The organism is Catenovulum sp. 2E275 (assembly GCF_025515275.1).
Taxonomy (GTDB): domain Bacteria; phylum Pseudomonadota; class Gammaproteobacteria; order Enterobacterales; family Alteromonadaceae; genus Catenovulum.
In genome coordinates, this window is record NZ_JAOPFU010000023.1 from 27,073 (window position 1) to 47,367 (window position 20,295).

19 protein-coding genes are annotated in these 20,295 nt (G+C 38.0%); 9 read left to right on the forward strand and 10 right to left on the reverse strand.

Translation table 11 applies throughout. From position 1 onward, the window contains the following. Nucleotides 1-3 precede the first annotated feature (3 nt). The gene (locus N7931_RS11740) at nt 4-2,952 is read right to left on the reverse strand and encodes an AsmA family protein (protein WP_262794281.1); all 2,949 of its coding nucleotides are present in this window, start codon (nt 2,950-2,952) and stop codon (nt 4-6) included. 352 nt (nt 2,953-3,304) lie between these two features. After that, nucleotides 3,305-3,814 carry an FxsA family protein gene (locus N7931_RS11745; RefSeq protein ID WP_262794283.1) on the reverse strand — a complete coding sequence of 170 codons (510 nt, stop codon included), beginning with the start codon at nt 3,812-3,814 and terminating at the stop codon, nt 3,305-3,307. A 194-nt stretch (nt 3,815-4,008) separates the two neighbouring features. On the opposite strand from N7931_RS11745, the gene cutA reads away from it, so the two are divergent. The 5 genes from cutA (at nt 4,009) to prmA (ending at nt 7,861) form a co-directional block, all read left to right on the forward strand. After that, on the forward strand, nt 4,009-4,347 hold the full coding sequence (gene cutA / locus N7931_RS11750; RefSeq protein ID WP_262794285.1) for a divalent-cation tolerance protein CutA: 339 nt from the start codon (nt 4,009-4,011) through the stop codon (nt 4,345-4,347). Between the two features lie 212 nt (nt 4,348-4,559). Further along, complete coding sequence (gene aroQ, locus N7931_RS11755) at nt 4,560-5,006, forward strand: type II 3-dehydroquinate dehydratase (RefSeq protein ID WP_262794286.1); 447 nt, start codon at nt 4,560-4,562, stop codon at nt 5,004-5,006. Between the two features lie 45 nt (nt 5,007-5,051). After that, the gene (gene accB, locus N7931_RS11760) at nt 5,052-5,504 is read left to right on the forward strand and encodes an acetyl-CoA carboxylase biotin carboxyl carrier protein (protein WP_262794322.1); all 453 of its coding nucleotides are present in this window, start codon (nt 5,052-5,054) and stop codon (nt 5,502-5,504) included. 13 nt (nt 5,505-5,517) lie between these two features. Then, on the forward strand, nt 5,518-6,867 hold the full coding sequence (gene accC / locus N7931_RS11765; RefSeq protein WP_262794287.1) for an acetyl-CoA carboxylase biotin carboxylase subunit: 1,350 nt from the start codon (nt 5,518-5,520) through the stop codon (nt 6,865-6,867). A 118-nt stretch (nt 6,868-6,985) separates the two neighbouring features. Continuing rightward, entirely contained in the window at nt 6,986-7,861 is an 876-nt protein-coding gene (prmA, locus tag N7931_RS11770) for a 50S ribosomal protein L11 methyltransferase (RefSeq protein ID WP_262794289.1), read from the forward strand. 112 nt (nt 7,862-7,973) lie between these two features. Here the strand turns inward: prmA and N7931_RS11775 are convergent, their stop codons facing one another. Then, nucleotides 7,974-8,300, reverse strand: coding sequence for a hypothetical protein (locus tag N7931_RS11775; RefSeq protein WP_262794290.1), 327 nt, complete (start codon nt 8,298-8,300; stop codon nt 7,974-7,976). Nucleotides 8,301-8,484: 184 nt separating this feature from the next. On the opposite strand from N7931_RS11775, the gene N7931_RS11780 reads away from it, so the two are divergent. Next, a complete protein-coding gene (locus N7931_RS11780; RefSeq protein ID WP_262794291.1) occupies nt 8,485-8,682 on the forward strand; it encodes a hypothetical protein in 198 nt (65 codons plus the stop codon). Nucleotides 8,683-8,792: 110 nt separating this feature from the next. Here N7931_RS11780 and epmB read toward each other — a convergent pair whose 3' ends face one another. Next, nucleotides 8,793-9,785: an EF-P beta-lysylation protein EpmB gene (gene epmB / locus N7931_RS11785; protein ID WP_262794292.1), complete on the reverse strand. Its 993-nt coding sequence runs from the start codon at nt 9,783-9,785 to the stop codon at nt 8,793-8,795. Between the two features lie 210 nt (nt 9,786-9,995). Here epmB and efp point away from each other — a divergent pair, with 210 nt between their 5' ends. Beyond that, complete coding sequence (gene efp, locus N7931_RS11790; RefSeq protein ID WP_262794294.1) at nt 9,996-10,562, forward strand: elongation factor P; 567 nt, start codon at nt 9,996-9,998, stop codon at nt 10,560-10,562. 100 nt (nt 10,563-10,662) lie between these two features. Further along, nucleotides 10,663-11,631, forward strand: a complete 969-nt coding sequence (gene epmA, locus N7931_RS11795) for an elongation factor P--(R)-beta-lysine ligase (RefSeq protein WP_262794295.1) — start codon at nt 10,663-10,665, stop codon at nt 11,629-11,631. Here epmA and N7931_RS11800 read toward each other — a convergent pair. Then, nucleotides 11,628-12,128 carry a MarR family winged helix-turn-helix transcriptional regulator gene (locus N7931_RS11800; protein WP_262794296.1) on the reverse strand — a complete coding sequence of 167 codons (501 nt, stop codon included), beginning with the start codon at nt 12,126-12,128 and terminating at the stop codon, nt 11,628-11,630. The genes epmA and N7931_RS11800 overlap by 4 nt on opposite strands. A 155-nt stretch (nt 12,129-12,283) precedes the next feature. On the opposite strand from N7931_RS11800, the gene N7931_RS11805 reads away from it, so the two are divergent. Further along, a complete protein-coding gene (locus N7931_RS11805) occupies nt 12,284-13,453 on the forward strand; it encodes a multidrug effflux MFS transporter (RefSeq protein ID WP_262794298.1) in 1,170 nt (389 codons plus the stop codon). On the opposite strand, the gene N7931_RS11810 is transcribed toward N7931_RS11805, so the two are convergent. From N7931_RS11810 to N7931_RS11830, 5 genes are all read right to left on the reverse strand, one after another. Next, nucleotides 13,450-14,100 carry an HAD family hydrolase gene (locus N7931_RS11810; RefSeq protein ID WP_262794299.1) on the reverse strand — a complete coding sequence of 217 codons (651 nt, stop codon included), beginning with the start codon at nt 14,098-14,100 and terminating at the stop codon, nt 13,450-13,452. The two genes, N7931_RS11805 and N7931_RS11810, sit on opposite strands and share 4 nt — an antisense overlap. Nucleotides 14,101-14,115: 15 nt before the next feature. Next, complete coding sequence (locus N7931_RS11815) at nt 14,116-15,027, reverse strand: D-hexose-6-phosphate mutarotase (protein WP_262794300.1); 912 nt, start codon at nt 15,025-15,027, stop codon at nt 14,116-14,118. A 144-nt stretch (nt 15,028-15,171) separates the two neighbouring features. Further along, the gene (locus N7931_RS11820; protein ID WP_262794302.1) at nt 15,172-16,413 is read right to left on the reverse strand and encodes a malic enzyme-like NAD(P)-binding protein; all 1,242 of its coding nucleotides are present in this window, start codon (nt 16,411-16,413) and stop codon (nt 15,172-15,174) included. Between the two features lie 52 nt (nt 16,414-16,465). Continuing rightward, nucleotides 16,466-17,254, reverse strand: coding sequence for a thermonuclease family protein (locus N7931_RS11825; RefSeq protein WP_262794303.1), 789 nt, complete (start codon nt 17,252-17,254; stop codon nt 16,466-16,468). 27 nt (nt 17,255-17,281) lie between these two features. Beyond that, nucleotides 17,282-20,221: an EAL domain-containing protein gene (locus tag N7931_RS11830; RefSeq protein WP_262794305.1), complete on the reverse strand. Its 2,940-nt coding sequence runs from the start codon at nt 20,219-20,221 to the stop codon at nt 17,282-17,284. Between the last annotated feature and the right edge of the window lie 74 nt (nt 20,222-20,295).

The window sequence follows — 20,295 nt, forward strand, 5'->3', positions numbered from 1 at the left end:
TTTTTATTTTGCAGCAGGGAAAAACGGATTACATTTCCCACCGTTAGCTAAATTAGCAGCCTGATTAAATACACTGGACAGCGGACTGGTTACTGCCCCCGTTGTAGTGCTAAACAGTACATCTTTTACTTCATCAAATGGGCCATCTAAAGTTTGTCTGATATCCGCACAGCCATCCGAGTCTAAAATACCAAATCTGAACTTTTTAAACCGGTTTTTAGCCAGATCAACCTGACCATAAAAACCGAGGTGGTGGTCTTTAGTTTTTAAATCCGCTTTTTTAACTTGCACAATACTATCTTTAATTTGGCTATCTAAACTAATATCTTCAATTTTAGTTTTCCCTTTTAACTGTGCTGCGCCAGTGCCAAGCTGAGCAAAATTCATTGCAACCATGCCTAAAGGTCCTGAAACCATAAACATGCCTACATCTAAAAGCGAAGTTTCCTGACTCGACTTAAAGCCATCAATGATTTTATCTAAGGCGATACCGGTTAGTTCAAACCCGCCAGTAGAAAGCTTAATGCTGCCATCAATGTCCTGCACCGTTTTAGCTGTAGGTTCAAAACTTAATTCGCTGTTAAATTTACCGCTAATTAAGCCTTTAGGTTTTACCGGTAAATCCTGCACAAAAGCATCAATTCTTGATAAGTTTAAATCTTTCCAGTTAATGTCTGATTTAGTGTGATATTTTGCGCTTTCACTCACCAACTGAGCATTAGCCAATAAGTTACCATCATCCAATTTAAAGCCAGAATCGTTAACCGCAACCCCTTTATCTAACGTATTAAGATTTAATACAACCTCTTCGATAACCGAACTTAAATAAGTTACTTTGGCTAAATTTAATTTAAGCTCTGAGCCTGATTTAATTTGTTCCAGTTGTAAAATCTGATGATTTTCAACCAGAGTTAACTGGTTTAGGTTAAAAGATAAATCAGCCAAATTAAGCCAGCTTTGCTGATTATTTGGATCGCTCACCTCAAGTTGAATATTATTAAGTTTAATTTTATTCACTTGCATAAACTCAACCAAATCGATCCGGTTAGGATCGGCTTGTTGTGGGGTTTGGCCTTCATCCACCACAATTTCTGGTGTTTTTTCTGTGCTTTTTTGCTCAGCTGGTTCAGCTTGATTATTGGGATCAGCAAATTCAATATGAGCGGCAATATTATCGGCATTAAAATGATTGAGTGTCACTTTATATGGCGCAAGATAATTAGCCTGCGCACTTAAATTAATCTGGCCATCAAATAATTCAAAAGCCATGTTAGCTAAATCGACTTGTCCATTTGCCAGTTTTGCATTCATTGCTAAGTCGGTAATTTCATATTCTAGCGCACGAGCTTTAGTAACAGAAAGCTCAAGCTGGGTTTGTAATTTATCCAGCTCAATTTGTTTATTTTGTGTCAACTGAGTATTTTTAAGTGCGACTGCCATATTTTCAAGCTCAACTTTTTGCTGACTTTGAGATAACTGACCATTAATCGTGTTAACTTTTAGTTCAGCTAAAAATACATCCAATGGCAATGGAATAGGCTCAAACTCTGGATTTGCTGGTGTTTTAGCATCTGGTGTTTTAGTTTCAGCCGTTTCAGTTTGTGTGTTTTCTTGAGCAGTTTGTTGATTCGTGGGGGCAGCGCTTGACTCAGAGCTGGTCTGCTCAGAATTAGTTTGCTCAAGCTGCGTAGATTGCATAGCCGGTTGTTCATTTTCAGCAACTTCTGGTTGGTTTGCATTTGGCATATCCAATGCAAAATCAACTTGATTAAACGAAATGTTTTTAACCGTGATTTGTTCTGCTTTAGTTTTGTTAATATCTAAAGACAGTTTAATATCTTGAATAATCGCCTGACTTTCAAAAGGTAATAACATTTGGTTTTGAGCTAAGTTGTCATCTGTACTTTTATCAATTGGCGATTGCTCAATTTTATCAATCGACAACTCTAACTCGCCAGCCAGTTTTTGCAGGGTAAACTGTTTATTATTGGTGATAGTCCAATCTTTTAACGATACTTTTAATTTGTCTAAAGTGTAAGTTTGCTTTTGGTATAAAACAGACATATTCACCTGCCCTATATCCAAACTCTGTACATAAAAATCCAAAGGCAGTTCAATTAATTCTTCAGCTGCTTTTTGGCTGACTTCTTTAACTTCTTCGCCAGCTTTTTCTATTGCATTTTTATCAGCTTGCTCAATTGCACCTAAATTCACTTTAATATCGGCTTGCTGTAAATTCAGGCTTTTAAGTGTCACCTGACTAGCGTGGCTTTGGTTAATATCCAGCTCAAGTTCAGAGTTAGCCAGCACTAAATCAATTCTTGAGGTATCTCGTTGATCCTGAAAGTTTTTAACTAATACATTGACCTCACGTGAGTTTAATTTTAACTGGCCTTTGACTTCGTCTAAATTAAATACGCCATCTTTAAGCAGGCTCACCTGACTGACTTGAACCGTTAAATCATCAACTTGGATATTGCCCTGCTCAGACTGAAAATTTAATTTTATCGGCGATACTTTAAAATCGTCTAACTCAACGATTGCAATAGGTAAAGCTTCGGTATTTTCTTGCTCAGGTTGTGGCTGAGCCAGCGCCTGAATCAATTGATTAATTCCCTGCTCTGATGCATTAACCGCTACACCTTCAATACCCACAATTTCAACATGCACTTTTTTACTAAACAAGTTAGGAATATCAACCGCTACATTGAGCGACTCAACTGTGATCTCGTTGTCAAACTCGTCAGTAAAGCTAAAGTTTTTAATCGCCAATATACCCGGAGATAAAAAGCTATGTTCAATATGGCTTAAATTTAATTGATAGGGTGCGTTTTGGCTGATGTCGTCCATAGCTTGCTGAACAAATGGGGTTCGATCAATAAAGCGGTCGGCTAAAATAAATAAAATAATAATACTCAACAGCCCTATTAAAACTTTATAACGTGTTTTCACACAAAGCTCCTTTGAAAATGCTTATGCCTTTGCATTTAATTTTTAATGACCTAGTGCATTTCTGTTTTAGTTTTGAATGGTTAATTATCTGTAGTTCGCCATTTATGGCGTTCAAAGCTACAGGCATAAAACGGGCTAAAGCCCTAACTACAATTTGATCTCAACCGCTCAGAACTTGATAGAAATAATACTAGCAACGCGGCAGCAATTGCTGCGTATTGATTAATGTTGTTGAAAAGTATAAACCTTAAAAATAAATAAACCTAAGCTGAATCATCAGTCTTAGGTTTATATACCCGTATTAATTGGGTTGATAATAATAAAAGAATAACAAGAGAATAAAGTGAAAGCTTTATTTATCTAATTTTTTATTTTCGTCGGTTCGGCGCCACTCTCCTTCAATAACACTGGAGTCATCGCCACTTGCCGAATGAGAAAAAGGCGAGCCACTTTGGCCAGTAAAACCGCCTTGACTACTGCTGTAATAAGCAAAACTTTGATTTTTTAATTGTTGACCAAATTGCGCCATTAATACTTTAGCAAAAGGCTTACGGGTAACAGGGATTGTCATCAAAAAGCCTAATGTATCAGTAATAAAACCCGGGGTAACCAATAAAATACCGGCTACCAGAATCATAATACCTTCGGTGATTGATTCAGCTGGTACTTCACCCATAGCCGTTTTTTGTTTAATTTCAGCAAGTGCCGCTAGACCTTGTGCCCGAACTAACTGCGCACCCACAATTGCAGTTAAAATAACGATAGCTAATGTGGTCCAACCGCCGATAAGATCACCAACCTGAAGTAACAAACTGATTTCTGCGATAGGTAATACTACAAATAAAATAAATAATTTAAGCATAAAAATCTCTTTCTCTGTCTGAAATACAAATATGGTTACAAAATCAGCAAAATCAAGTGCAAAATGAAAACTGAAAATTAGCTAAAAATTCGCTAAATAAGATTTACCTTAACTACCTTTATGACATATTCTGACACAATTGGTTTTAAATGTTTTAGTTTGTTTTTAGTTGATTCCGTTATAAAGGAAATTCCATGTCTGAATTTATTCAAATTAATCTGACTTGTGCAGATAAAATTTTAGCTCGACATATCGCCAAACAATTAGTTGAACAAAACCTTGCGGCCTGTGCTCAAATTATAGATTCAATGACCTCTATTTATCATTGGCAAGGTAAGATAGAACAAGATGCTGAATCATTAATTCAGCTAAAAAGCCATATTTCGTTATTTGAGCAAATTGAGCAACAGGTAAAAACAATGCACCCTTACGATGTGCCGGAAATTATCGCAATACCTTTAGTTGCTATCTCAAAAGATTACCAAACTTGGTTATCTCAAAACTGCGCAATTAACAACAAACAGGCTAAATAACTTTAATTGAGATAAAAAATGACGGTTGGAGGAAATTTCGGCAAAAAACAGGTTAATTTCGTTAATTTTGCAAAGAAATAACTGGTTAGACCATTTTTTTTGAAAATATCATTTTAAATTGGCTCAGATTCTTCTATAGTTAGTGGAATTTATTACTTCGCGGTGTTTTCTCCGAAGTTAACTCTAAAATGAGCCAAAAAAGTAAAAGAAACATGCAAAATAGTCATAAGAAAGTATTGTTACTAAACGGTCCTAACTTAAACATGCTAGGCAAGCGTGAACCAGAGATATATGGCCACGAAACTTTAAATGACATAGTAAAAGCATTAACTGAGCAAGCCGATACATTAGGTATTGAGCTTTCTCATGTTCAGTCTAATGCAGAGCATGTTTTAATTGATGCCATTCATCAGGCATTTAATCAGGTTGATTTTATTATTATCAACCCTGCGGCATTTACTCACACCAGCGTTGCCTTACGCGATGCCATTTTGGCAGTTAATATTCCTTTTATTGAAGTGCATTTATCTAATGTGCATAAAAGGGAAAAATTCAGACATCATTCTTACTTCTCTGATGTTGCTCAAGCCGTTATTTGTGGTTTGGGCAGTCAGGGATATTTTTATGCGCTCGATGCAGCCTATCGAGCGATTAAATAATTGACCATTGCAGATTAAATATAAAGAGAGAGCAAAATTATGGCTATGGATATTCGTAAAATCAAAAAGCTAATTGAGTTAGTTGAAGAGTCAGGCATTTCTGAGTTAGAAATTACTGAAGGCGAAGAAGCAGTACGCATTAGCCGTGCGGCTCCAATTGCACAACCATATCATTATGCAGCCCCAGCACCAGTTGCTGCACCTGCCCCAGCGGCGGCTGCGCCAGCAGCAGAAGCGCCTGCGGCTGCACCTGCAAAACCAGCAGGTCATGAAGTTAAATCACCTATGGTAGGTTCTTATTATTCAGCATCAAAACCAGGTGCTGCGCCTTATGTTAGCGTAGGTGATACTGTAAATGTTGGTGATACTTTATGTATTATCGAAGCGATGAAAATGATGAACGAAATCACAGCTGATAAAGCTGGTGTTATCAAATCTGTTTTAGTTGAAAACGGCGACCCGGTAGAATTTGATCAGCCATTATTCATCATTGGCTAAGGGATTATAATTTATGTTAGACAAAGTACTGATTGCTAACCGGGGTGAAATTGCACTGCGTATTTTACGCGCGTGTAAAGAACTCGGCATTAAAACAGTTGCGGTACACTCTGTTGCAGACAAAGAGTTAAAGCACGTTTTATTAGCAGATGAAACTATCTGTATTGGTAAAGCGCCAGCAACTGAAAGCTACTTAAATATTCCACGAATTATCGCCGCTGCTGAAGTAACAGATTCTGTTGCAATTCACCCAGGTTATGGCTTTTTATCTGAAAATGCAGGTTTTGCTGAGCAGGTAGAACAAAGCGGATTTATTTTCATCGGCCCAACGGCTGACTCTATTCGCTTAATGGGTGATAAAGTATCAGCAATTAATGCGATGAAAAAAGCGGGCGTACCATGTGTACCGGGTTCTGACGGCCCTTTAGGCGATGATGGCCAAAAGAATATTCAAATTGCTAAACGTATCGGTTATCCGGTTATAATTAAAGCCGCCGGTGGCGGTGGTGGCCGTGGTATGCGTGTCGTTCGCAGTGAAGGCGAGTTACTTAAATCAATTGAGTTAACAAAACAAGAAGCTGGTGCAGCCTTTAATAATGACGTTGTTTACATGGAAAAATTCCTTGAAAACCCACGTCACGTTGAGGTTCAGGTATTATCTGACGGCCAAGGCAATGCAATTCATTTAGGTGAACGCGACTGTTCAATGCAGCGTCGTCACCAAAAAGTAGTTGAAGAAGCACCCGCTCCGGGCATTACTGAAGAAATGCGTCGCTACATTGGTGATAGATGTCGCCGCGCTTGTATCGAAATTGGCTATCGTGGTGCTGGTACGTTTGAATTTTTATTTGAAAACGGTGAATTCTACTTTATTGAAATGAACACCCGTATTCAGGTAGAACATCCGGTTACTGAGATGATTTCTGGTGCTGACTTAATTAAAGAGCAGCTAAAAATTGCAGCGGGTCAACCACTATCAATTGCACAAGAAGACATTAAGTTACACGGTCATGCCATTGAGTGTCGTATTAATGCTGAAGATCCAGATACTTTTATGCCTTGTCCGGGCAAAATCAACCGTTTCCATGCACCGGGTGGTTTAGGCGTTCGTTGGGATTCTCACATTTATGCTGGTTATTCTGTCCCACCAAATTATGATTCAATGATAGGTAAACTCATTACTTACGGTGAAAACCGTGGTATTGCTATTGCACGTATGCAAAATGCCTTAAACGAATTAGTAATTGAAGGGATTAAAACGAATATTCCGTTGCATAAAGAAATCTTAAAAGACGAAAACTTCCAAAATGGTGGCACAAACATCCACTATTTAGAGAAAAAGTTAGGCATTGGCGGTCATTAATTTAAACTCAACCTGAGTGAATTAACTACGCCATAAGCAACAAAAAAGCCGGAATCAGTTTCGGCTTTTTTATTTGTGTTTTACACTTGTTCTTAAATTTCAATAACTGAGTACCCTCATGCCTTGGATTCAAATTAGATACACAACCAACAAACAAAATGCAGACCTGATTTCTGACGAAATGATGGAGCTAGGTGCATTTTCCGTCACTTTTTTAGATGCAAAAGACACCCCAATTTATGAGCCTAAACCGGGTGATTTTTTATTATGGGATGAAACCATAGCCATGGGTTTATTTGATGCTGAAATTGATCCTGAGCAAATTATTGAACAGCTCAAAACTTTCCCATTTGGGCAAGATGGTCAATATAAAGTTGAACAATTAGAAGACAAAGACTGGATCAGAGAATGGATGGACAGCTTTAAACCCATTCAATTTGGCCCAAAACTTTGGATTTGCCCAAGCTGGTGCGATATTCCGGATCAAGACGCGGTGAATGTTATTTTAGATCCCGGTTTAGCGTTTGGCACAGGTACTCACCCAACCACCTCGTTATGTTTAAAGTGGCTAGATCAGCATGTAACCGCAGGCCAAACTTTAGTCGATTTTGGTTGTGGCTCAGGTATTTTAGCAGTGGCAGCGCTAAAATTAGGTGTTGAAAAAGCCATTGGGATTGATATAGATCCGCAAGCAATTCAAGCCTCACAAGCCAATGCAGAGCGCAACGGTGTTGCCGATAAACTCGATTTATACCTGCCACAAGATCAACCAGACTATCAGGCAGATATTGTGGTTGCGAATATTTTATCCGGCCCGCTTAAAGAGCTGGCTGAAATTATCGAAGCTTATGTAAAACCACAAGGCAGATTAGCGCTGTCGGGTTTATTAGAAAGTCAGGCTGAAGAAATCTGTCAGGTTTATAGCAAATGGTTTGATTTAGACCCAGTTGCAATTGAAGGCGATTGGTGTCGGGTATCTGGCGTTAAACGATAATTGCTTCACCTAAGATAGAGCTAAATCAATATAAATAGCAATAAAACATTAACGCTACGCGGTTCCATTTAACCGTGTAGCGCTCGTTTTATCGGTAAAGGGGTAAAGGCAATTAATGTAATGGCTGATCTTGCTCTGAGATCGCATCCATAAATTTTGCCTGAGTAGTAAAAATCATTTCTAACTGTTTAACTAATTGAACCACGCTTTGCTGCGGAATTTCAGTTTGGCCTTTATCAATTAAATCATAAAAGTCTGACGCAACCTCATCGACATAAGGTACAAATTGACTGGATCGGGTGACAAACCCGTCACTAAAAATCGTACTAAATTTACCTTTTCCCTGTTGTTTTAATGCCTCTAAAATTTTATCGCATTCAATTGCCTGAATTCTGGCCTGTACAATATTTTGTCGAATTGTATCTATTAAATTTTGCAAAACTTATCCTATTTCGAGCTATAAACAAGCCAATTATAACGGTTATTTGCCCTGATAAAAAACGCTAAAAAAACATTAAAAAATGCTAAAGAGTTCACAAAAAAGGCCGATACATTTTATTGAGGGTAATTCTGCTCTCGTTTTACCAGAGCAATCTTGCTCAGATGTTGTATTGGAGGTACTGATGGACGTAAGTTCAGCTGGTTTAGGTCAAACGTCAACTGTAGATAACAGCAGCGCAGAATTACGCGCAGCTAAGTTAGCTAAGTCGCAACAAGAAACAGAAGGGAAAGCTGCTTTAGAATTGTTGCAATCTGCTGAGGCAACACCCCCTCGTTCCGCAGATTTGGCAGTTGGTCAAAACATCAACATCAAGGTTTAACTTGATGAAGGGCCAAGCTAACCCCCTCTTATTTTTATTTCAAAAATAATTTTAGCCTTGGCACCCCTCAATTATTTATTGGTTTAATTTAAATACAAGCCTATAAATATTTAACTTAGAACTACGGGGCTTTTACTTAAAAGCCCCGCCTCTTCTCTAGCCCATTTTGGCACTAAAAATCCGGGTAACTCGGCTAATAATCCTTGCTGTAATTGAGCTAATTCACTGTCTGGGCGATAAAAATGTGCCGCACCTGCAACTTTATCTAATAAATGGATGTAATAAGGCAAAATGCCTGCCGCAAATAATTTTTCGCTCAGGTCAACTAAAACCGAGACCGAATCATTAACCCCTTTAAGTAAAACAGATTGATTTAACAAGGTTATTTTATTATCCCGCCATAAACTCAAATGTTGGATTAACAAATCGTCAATTTCATTACCGTGATTTATATGTAAAACAATCACAGGTTTTAACCTGCTTGCTAATATAGCTTGGGTTAACTCTGGCGTAATCCGCTGCGGGATCACCACAGGTAAACGAGTATGAAAACGCACTCTTTTAATATGCGTAACCGTTTCAATTAACCTCAATAGCTCAATTAAATGTTTATCGGTTGCCATTAATGGGTCGCCACCACTTAATACAACCTCATTAATTGCGGTATCTTGTTGTAAATACTCAATGACCTGCGACCAGTTTTGTTTATTTAAGCTGTTTTCCTGATAAGGAAAATGGCGACGAAAACAATAGCGGCAATTAATTGCACAACCAGTTTTAACCATTAACAGCACCCGGCTTTTATATTTATGCAAAACGCCCGGTATAACTGACTCGTGCTCAGCCAGCGGATCAGCAACAAACCCAGCTTTTTCTTCAAACTCCAGTTCAGATGTTAAAACCTGTTTGAGTAAAGGATCATCAATATTGCCTTGCTCCATCTTACCAATAAAAGGTCTTGGCACTCTTAACGGGAATAATTTTCGCGCCGCAAAACCAGCCTGATATTGTTCCGGTTGAATATTTAACAAAGCTAATAATTGGGCTGGATCGGTTATGGTTTTTGCTAACTCTTTTTGCCAGCAAGATTCATATTCAAACATCTGAACTTATAACTCATTAAAATAATAGCGCTATTCTACCTTAACTTAATCCCAACTGCTTATAACAACTAGCATTGATTAGCCATTGGCTTAGTTAAAAACGGCTTTATCCGTTTAAATCTGCTTTTTTGTTAAAAACTACTTTTTTATGACAGAATATGCGGTAAAATTCAGCGATTAATTTTCTGCATAAGAATAGATGAGGAACTCATGGCAACAGTTAGCACCAACGAATTTAAAGGTGGCTTAAAAATCATGTTAGATGGCGAGCCTTGCGCCATTTTAGAAAACGAATTTGTTAAACCAGGTAAAGGTCAGGCTTTTAATCGTGTTAGAATTCGTAAACTGATTTCCGGTAAAGTATTAGAAAAAACATTCAAATCTGGCGAAACCGTTGAAAAAGCAGAAGTTATGGATTATGAACTGTCTTATTTATATAACGACGGCGAATTCTGGCACTTTATGAACAACGAAACATTTGAACAAATTGCTGCCGATGCAAAAGCTTTAGGTGACAATGAAAAATGGTTAGTAGAGCAAGACGTTTGTACTTTAACACTGTGGGACGGCAACCCAATTGCAGTCACGCCACCTAACTTTGTTGAATTAGAGATCACAGAAACTGATCCGGGTTTAAAAGGTGACACCGCGGGTACAGGTGGCAAACCAGCAACATTAAGCACAGGCGCAGTTGTACGTGTCCCTTTATTTGTGCAAATTGGTGAAGTTATCAAAGTAGATACCCGCTCTGGCGAATATGTATCTCGCGTAAAATAATTACGCCAAATAACTCAGGTAACAGAGCTATGCTTTAGCATTTTATCTGTTACCTTTCCTACCTTAATTAATCTCTTAACTAACCAAACCTCATCATTTTATGCAAAACTGGCAGCCAAGTGCGTCTATTCAAGCATTAAAACAACGTGCTGAAATCATAAAAAAAATTCGTCATTTTTTTGAACAACGTAATGTGCTGGAAGTAGAAACCCCACTATTAGCTAGTGCAGGTGTTACTGATTTACACCTTGAGAATTTAACCTGCCAATTTTATGGCCCGGGTTTTCACCAAGGCATTGAGCTATATCTGCAAACCTCTCCAGAATATGCAATGAAACGGCTAATTGCCGCAGGCTCTGGGTGTATTTATCAAATTTGTAAAGCATTTAGAAACGATGAGTCCGGCCGCTACCATAATCCAGAATTCACCATGTTGGAATGGTACAGAATGGGATTTAATCATTTTGATTTAATCGATGAAACAGAGCAACTGCTGGATTTAATTATAAATTGTGGCCGCTGCGAGCGTTTGAGTTACCAGCAAGCATTTTTGCAATTTACCAAGATAGATCCACTTAATACCTCGGTTAAAGCCCTACAAACTTTTTTAGCAGCGCATAATCAAACCGATATAGCCGCTCAGCTAGATAATGAAACAGATTTATTGCAATGGATTTTTGCAGATTTTGTTGAGCCAAAGATAGGCCAAACAGTACCTTGTTTTATCTATCATTTTCCTAAGGCTCAAGCTAGCTTAGCAAAAATAAATCAGCAAGATATCAGAGTTGCGGAACGTTTTGAGGTGTATTTTAAAGGTATAGAGCTCGCTAACGGTTTTCACGAACTCACCAATGCAGCCGAACAACAAAAGCGCTTTGAGCAAGATAATCAGCAACGTATTCGTCATGGAAAAGAGGCAAAGCCAATAGATCAAAACTTATTAGCTGCACTCGAAGCCGGTTTACCTGATTGCGCTGGTATTGCACTGGGGATTGACCGTCTTACTATGCTGGCGCTGAATCATAGTGAAATAAACCAAAGTTTAAGTTTTGATTTACAACGCTGCTAAATAGTCTTTTTTGTTAAATTATTTAGCATTTTGTCTAATAACATATTTAAACTGGATTTTTCTTGCAATGTGAACCTTGCAAAATAATTAGATTCTAGTGCATGTAATTGAGGCATAACAGTTTCTATTTTTTCTTTTCCCGACTGGGTCAGTGTAACCAAATGACTACGTTTATCTTTTGAGTTAACAGAACGCTTAATCATTTTTTTCTGACTTAAGCGCACTAGCAACTTAGACATTCCGCCAGAACTAAAAATCATTGACTGAGATAGCTCCGTAGGTGTTAGCTGGAATGGATGACCACATCGACGTAATGTACTCAATAAACTAAACTCTGAAGGTGATAAACCAAAATCTCGTAAAAATAGTTCTAAGTTTTTATGTGATAGCTCAACGATCTTATATAATTTGATAATTTCTGGATTGGTTGAACTTGTTAGCTCGGGCCAGTTTTTATTTATGTCATCGAAAAATTTGTTTAAATCATTATTAAGCATTAAACCACTCACTTTTCATTTATTGCTGACACTCAACAAGAGCAGATATTCCACTAATTTATAGATATATTTATGAATATTATACCAACTTAATTTATCTTGCTAGAAAGATAAAACCCAGATACTATCTTTCCAGAAAGATAACTGGAGGTTTAATGCCTAAACCAATTTCATTAAAACTCACAATTTTATTAGCCTGCATTTTTGCTATTTCTCCATTAGCAATAGACACTTACCTTCCCGCTGTGACTAATATCGCGTCAGATTTAAAAGCCGATTCGGAGCTGGTGAGCTTAACCGTGAGTTTATATGTTTTAGGTTTGGCTTTTGGCCAGTTAATTGGCGGGCCGTTGTCAGATAAATACGGCAGGCGAAAAGTGATCATCAGCGGGTTAAGTATTTTTGCACTGGCATCTTGCCTGTTAGCCAGTGCGCAAAGTATTGAATTACTTTGGTTATACCGGATTATTCAAGCGTTAGGCGGTGGGGTTGCTGCGGTATGTGTACCAGCAATTATTCGGGATCATGTTGCTGGTGCCCAAGCCGCTAAGTTGTTTTCTTTTATTGCTTTAATGATGATGCTTGCACCGGCTTTAGCGCCCAGTTTAGGCACATTAATTTTAACCTTGACCAATTGGCACGGTATTTTTATTTTTCTGGCGTTCTTTTCAACTTTAATTATTATTGCCATTAAGCTGATTTTAAAACAACCGGAAAAGTCGCAACAAAATCGAACTCAGGCGTTATCTTTATGGCAAATTGTCCGTCACCCAAAAGCGATTAAATTTTTACTTGCGCAGGCTTTTGGTTATTCAGTGTTGATGATTTTTTTAGCTAACTCGCCTCTGATTTATATGGAATATTTTAATTTATCATCGGCTCAGTTTAGTTTGTTATTTTCATTAAATGTGGCGGTGATTATTATCATTAACCGGTTAAATTCACTGCTATTAAACCGTTATCAACCTCATTCATTGTTAAAAGTATTTTTTGCCATGCAGCTCTTGGGCGGGTTGTGTTTGTTATTATCAGCAGCATTTTTCTCACAACAGATTTATTTGGTAGTGATTGGATTTGCTTTAGCCATTGGAGCAATCAGTGGTATAGGACCAAATGCACAAGCTTGTTATTTAAACTATTTTGAGCAAAATGCGGGATCGGCTTCTGCTGTATTTGGGTTTACTCAATATGCCAGTGGAGCAACGCTCAGTGCACTTTCCAGCTTATGTTTTAACCAAACTTTATGGCCTGCAAGTCTGGCAATTTTTTGCTGTGCTTTGATTTCATGGTTGGCAATACAGGGAAAAGTAGACGAAAGTGCTTAAAATTGTTGTGCCAGATGGCGCAGAATATTTAAGTGATGGCTAAAGCTTTGGTCTGCTAACGTTAATTTATCCGGCGTGGTGAAACTATGCTTAATCGCTAAACAAGTTAACCCCGCCGCTTTTGCAGATTGAATGCCACTGGCTGAATCTTCAATTGCAACAACTTGCTCTGGTGTTAACGATAGTTGCTCAAGCGCAGATAAATAAGCATCCGGCGCTGGTTTACAGTGTTCAACATCATCACCAGCCACAACTAAATCTATCATGTGATCAATTTCGTTTAGGGCTAAACTACGTAACACGCTAGCTCGCTCAGCACCAGAAACTATCGCTAGTTTTAGCTGCTTACTTTTAGCCCAGTTAAGCAATTCTGCGATACCGGGCATCAGTGGAAAGCTTTGATTTAATAAAAAATCATTAGTTGCCTGCTCTTTTATCATAGCAAGTTCTGCTGAACTGATATCTAATTGATAATGTCCGACTAAATATCCCGCAGTGACATTACCAGGAATACCTATACGCGGAATAAAGTCGTTAAAATGATAGTCGATACCAAAGTCAGTTAAAATTTTTTGCCAGATTTTGAACTGGCAAGGCTCTGAATCAACTAAAGTTCCATCATGATCAATTAACAGTCCAGCAAGCATTTAACTAACCTGATTTTAATAGTGTGAAATTTCTAGCTCAGCGCTTCTTTGTTCATTTGGCGCTAAATACCAACTATCTGAAAAAGCATTACCGCGCTCAACACAAATAAATGCCTGATAGTTCTCGCCACCTAGATCGCCAATTGAAGCGGCTTTGTTATAACCTGGGTTCCAAACAACCGCACTTTTACATTCGCGGCTAGCTAATTTAATCGCAGGTTCTGTTTGAATAATTTGCTCTTCTTGCACATTTAAATAAATACGGTCAACTTCACCGTCAAAATAAACCGGTCCTTGTTGAATATGTGCTTGATATTTTTTGGTATTATCCAAGAAACTAGTCCAGTGTAAGCCATCAACATAAGTTGTTGAAAGCTCTTGTACCGGATGATAACTGTGCAAAGCAAAACTCACAGGCATAGTTTGATCACCCGTATTATTAACCTGTAATGCTAGTTTAAGCGTTTTACCAACCGTCACTGTGTACTGCGCAGTAAAATGATACGGATATAATTTAAGGGTTTCGTCTGTACTGGTAAACGCAAAAGTTAGCTCGACAGATTGATCCGCTAAGGTTTGAATATTGCTGACTTGCCAGTCAAAGTTGCGAACAAAACCATGACTTGGTTTACTTTTATCTAGCTGGTTTTCACCAAACCAAGGAAAACAAACTGGTACACCACCACGAATTGGTTTACCTTGTTTATATTCAGCCTTTGGGCTAACCCATAATAGTGGCGCCTCATCAACGGGAGTGAACTCAATTACATGAGCGCCCTGCACTGCAATCACAGCTTTACAAAGCTCTGTTTCAACCATAATCAGCGGCAAAGCCTGATGCTCAGCACCAAAATATACATCAGCCGTGCTGACACTTACCCCATTTACAGATTTAGCCAAACTTATTAGGTTTTCAGTTGCAGACATTGATTACTACTCCAAAATTCAAAACTCATGCCAGAAAAGGGTTAATATTCTAATATCTGATGGCTATATGAACAAGGAAAACGTTTAATTTAGACTATAAGTTATAAAGATAGCTAAATAGTCGTGCTCAATCATCACGACAAATCACAACATATAATTATCTGGTAGTTCAATTTGCGCTGCACCAGATTCAACTGCCGCTACGGCGACCGCTCTGGCAACACTTTTTAATAATCTAGGATCCATAGGTTTGGGGATAATATAATCTTTACCAAATTTGAGCGAATTCACCCCACTGGCTTTTAAAACAGATTCTGGCACGTCTAATTTTGCAATATCTCGAATCGCATTAACCGCAGCTACTTTCATCTGATCATTAATTTCAGTTGCACGCACATCTAATGCACCTCTGAAAATAAATGGAAAACATAAAACGTTATTAACCTGATTAGGATAATCACTTCGCCCAGTAGCCATAATAATATCGCTGCGAACAGCATGCGCTAGCTCAGGTTTAATTTCAGGATCTGGATTTGAACAGGCAAAAATAATTGGATTCGGTTTCATTAATTTAAGTGCTTGTGGCGGCAATACATCCGGACCTGATACCCCAACAAATACATCCGCACACGACAGCGCATCTTCTAAAGTTCGTCTGTCTGTATTATTCGCAAACAGTTTTTTATGCTCGGATAAATCTTCCCGTCGGGTATGGATAACTCCTTTTCGGTCAAGCATATAAATTCGCTCGCGCTGCGCGCCGCAGCGAATTAACAGCTCCATACAAGCCACCGCAGCAGCCCCTGCGCCCATGCAAACAATAATAACATCTTCAATTCGCTTATCCTGTACTTCCAGCGCATTAAGCATTGCAGCCGCAGTGACAATCGCAGTGCCATGCTGATCGTCATGGAATACCGGCACATTACATCTTTCAATTAGTTGTTGTTCTATTTCAAAACATTCCGGCGCTTTGATATCTTCTAAATTAATGCCACCAAAGGTATCGGCAATACTGGCAACCGTATTAATAAACTCATCGGGTGTTCTGTGTTTAACTTCAATATCAATCGCATCTAATCCGGCAAAGCGTTTGAATAACAAAGCTTTACCTTCCATCACAGGCTTTGAAGCTAAAGCCCCTAAGTTTCCAAGCCCTAAAATAGCTGTACCGTTAGAAATAACCGCCACTAAATTGCCTTTGCCGGTATATTTGTAAGCTTCTTCTGGATTGGCTGCAATTTCTCTGACTGGCTCAGCTACGCCCGGGCTATAAGCTAAAGATAAATCGGCAGCTGTTTCTGCCGGTTTAGTTAATTCAATACTAATTTTTCCGGGTTTAGGTAATGCGTGATAATCAAGTGCTTTTTGGCGAAAATCTGTCATATCCAACTCCTGTTATCAGCTAACCGGCTTTTAGATACCAAGCAGCCAGCCGTTAATGTTTAGGGTTAATATCTGTATCGATAATTAGTTGCCATAATTTAGTTAAATCAGCCCGCCAGTGTTTATCCTGATAATACACCGGCGCTTTAATATAAAGTGTTTGGCCGATTAAACTTTTAAAATCAATTTGATTAAATACCTGATATTGATCCTGCTCTGTTACACCAACATACAGCTTATTACCCAATACCAGCCATAAAGTGTCGTTTTTAACAAATACTCTGTCTAGCTTGCCTTGCCATTCGTAAGGATAGGAATAACTTTTATATAAACGGCTGATTGGGCGTGGTTGATAGTTAGCAGTTTGCCAAATACCAAGTTTATCTTGTCTGGCGGCAAGTTCAGCATGGTAATAGCACTGCCAGAATAATGTATTCTCACCGTATACACTAGCATCCGCAAACCCTTTCGCAACGAGTTTTTGCTGGATATTTTCACCTTTTAAATTAAAAATATGCGCTAACATTCGGTTATACGGATCAACAAGTTCTTTATCTAACACTAGATTAATTTGCTGACTTTGCCCAATCAAATCTTCAACATATTGTTTCGCTTGTTCAGCAAAAGGCTCTGTTTTATCTGCATTTTTATGATCAATCTCGGGGGTATTAATCCCAATTAAACGCACAAGCTGACCAGATTGCAACTGGATGGTATCACCATCGATCACCTGTTTAACTTTTGCCTGACTATGATATTGCCTAGGCTGACAAGCTGGCTCTGCAAAACTCGCTTTTGAAAAGATAAAACAGCTAATTAATAACAAGATTAGATTTTTCAAATTTACCTCAGCATTCTTTTTAAACAATCAAGGTTTAGCAAATATTTCAATCAAAGGTTTAGGTTTAGCAATTGCATAACCTTGTGCGTAATCAACCCCAATGCTTTGTAATACCTTCAAAATTTGTTTTGACTCAACAAACTCAGCAACCGTATTCATTCCAATAGCTTTAGCCACCTCGTTAATTGATTTAACCATAGCTTGATCGATTGGCTCATCCAGCATGTCTTTGACAAAACTGCCATCGATTTTGACATAATCAACCGGCAGATTTTTTAAATACCCATAAGATGAGAAACCACTTCCAAAATCGTCTAATGCAAATGTACAGCCTAACTCTTTAAATACGCTGATAAAACTCAGCGTAGCATCTAACTGTTGGATGGCCATTGACTCTGTAATTTCAAAACAAATTTTTTGATACGGAATTTGGTATTGCTCAAAACATTTAAGAATAAAACTTTGGATGTTTTCATCTGCCAACGAGGGGCCTGATAAGTTAATTGCACATTTGGCTAATTGCTCGATATGGTGTGGGTTTTGAGCCAAAAATTGAAAGTATTCTTCAATTACCCACTGGTCAATTTGAGGCATTAAACCGTAACGCTCGGCAGCAGATAAAAATTGAGCAGGTGAAATAAACTGGTCACTTTTATCTCTCATTCTTAATAATACTTCGTAATGTTTTAAATCAGACCGGCTTTGTATCGCCAAAATAGGCTGAGCAAATAAACAAAAACGGTTTTGCTCTAACGCCTGTTTAATTTCACCGACCTGATGCATTTCGTCATGCCGATCTTTTACATCTTTATCGGTGCGGGTATAAGCGTGAATCCGGTTTCTGCCTTTTTCTTTAGCGGCATAACAAGCAGTATCAGCAATACTAAGCGCTTCTTCAAAGCTATATTCATCTTGTCCGAGTGTGATCATGCCAATACTGACCCCCAGTGTGAATATTTGCTCGTTCCAGCTAAAGCGAAAATTTTGCACTGCTTGTTTTAAATCTTGAGCTATTTCTAATGCTTGCTCGTCGATACAATTAGGTAATAACACCCCAAACTCGTCTCCACCTAACCGCGCAATATGACCTTTTTTGTTTAATATCATTTTAAGTTCACTGGTTAGTTGTTTAAGCATGGCATCGCCAGCTTTATGACCACAGGTATCATTAACTAATTTAAATTGGTCCAAATCCATATAAAGTAATGAATGTAATGCCTGATTTGTTTTACTACGTTTGATGATTTCAGTAATCAATAGCTCAAACGCATGGCGGTTTAATAAACCGGTTAAAGAATCATGTTTGGCAATAAATTCTAATTTAGCATCGGCTCGTTTACGTGAACTGACATCAATGATTGAGCCAATTAAAATTTCACCAACATCTGGATCGTCTTGATAGCGTAAGCAAATAGAAACCCAAATATTCTTTTGCTGGCGGGTGCGCCAAAGTGCTTCAAAGTTGAGCACCTGACCGGATTCTTTGGCTTTGGCTAACAATTGTGTTCTGGCATTTAAATCAACATAAAAATCTTTCATGTTGGTTTTATTATTGATCAAATCAGCAAGACTGGTAATCCCCAATAGTTCACAAAACGCTTTGTTAGCATGCAGAATCTGCCCATCAACAGTAGATGTATAATGCCCTTCAACTGCAAACTGATAGATATCGTAAAACTGCTGATAATAATGTGTCGCATCTAACTGGGCTTTGAGCATGTCTTTACGTGCTTGACGAATTCTGTCGTGCAGTACATTAAATAAAACAAAAAAAGTAAAGAACTGAGAAAATATTATGCTGTATTCAGTAAAGTTATTGTGCACAACATAATCAAACCGGTTTAAGATAAATAATAATGCTGATGCGCCAATCACAAATAAACACAATAAATAACCTTTACTTGCGGTTGTTTTATTTAAGCTAATTAAACCAGCAAACACTAAAAAGACACAAGTGATTGAAAATAAAATAATCACCAATTGGATTCGATAAAAATGCGGCATAAACACAAAAATAGTAGCGCTAATAAAACAGGCCAGAATCAAAACCGAAATTGCTTTATACAGTAAATGATTACGCTCTTTTAACTGCAAAAACAATATGCTGAAAATATTAATAAATCCTAAACCTGCCACTAAAGCGATCAAACTTAATGGCTGACTTAAGCCACCATAAGCAGGCCAAAAGTATTCAAATGCAAACCCTTTGGTTGCACTGTAAAAAATAAAAAAGCAAAGGCTATAAAGCGCATAATACACAAAACTTAACTCGCGATAACTGAGCGCAATAAACACAGCAAATGCGGCTATGATGCACAATGTGCCTAAACATAAACCAAATACCAGACTCAACGTTTTTTCTTTTTCAATAAACTCCGCTTTAGAATGCAAGCTAAGCGGTAAAAACATAAAACTATCATTTTTTAATTGCAGATAAATACGTTGTGGGGCTTGCGGCTCAAATGGTTTTAAAGCAAAAACAAATGCCCGGTGTGCAATCTTTCTTTGATAATAAGCTTGTTCAACACTACTTTCACCAATTTGAGTTAGTTCACCAGTTAGCTGGTTTTGCTGATATACAGCAACAAAATCCAGCAAAGGGTAATCTAAATAAAGGTATAAAATATCTGAGTTGCGATTGCCCTGCGCTGGCTGACAAGCCAAATCAAAATACAACCAATAAAATTGATTACTCCGGTTTAATGATGGGATATCCTGCGAGCTAGTTTGCCATGTTAATTGGTTAGTTTGACTGATTAATTGTTCGATTGAGGTGATATCATCGGAAACAATATATTTAAGATAACGGCCTAACTTGATTGAAGGTTGAGTTTGTCTGTCTGGATACTGACACTGTTCAAGCATAACCTGATTGGCTAGCTCATTGGTATTTGCTGGCTCACTGGCAATTAATGTCTGGCACAGCAAAATAAGCGGTAATACCAACCAATAATAAGACAATTTCATTTTAATTGTTATCTGCTTTAATTCAAAAACTAAAGGTTTATTAAAGGCCGGAACAGCATAAATCTAGCAGCTTA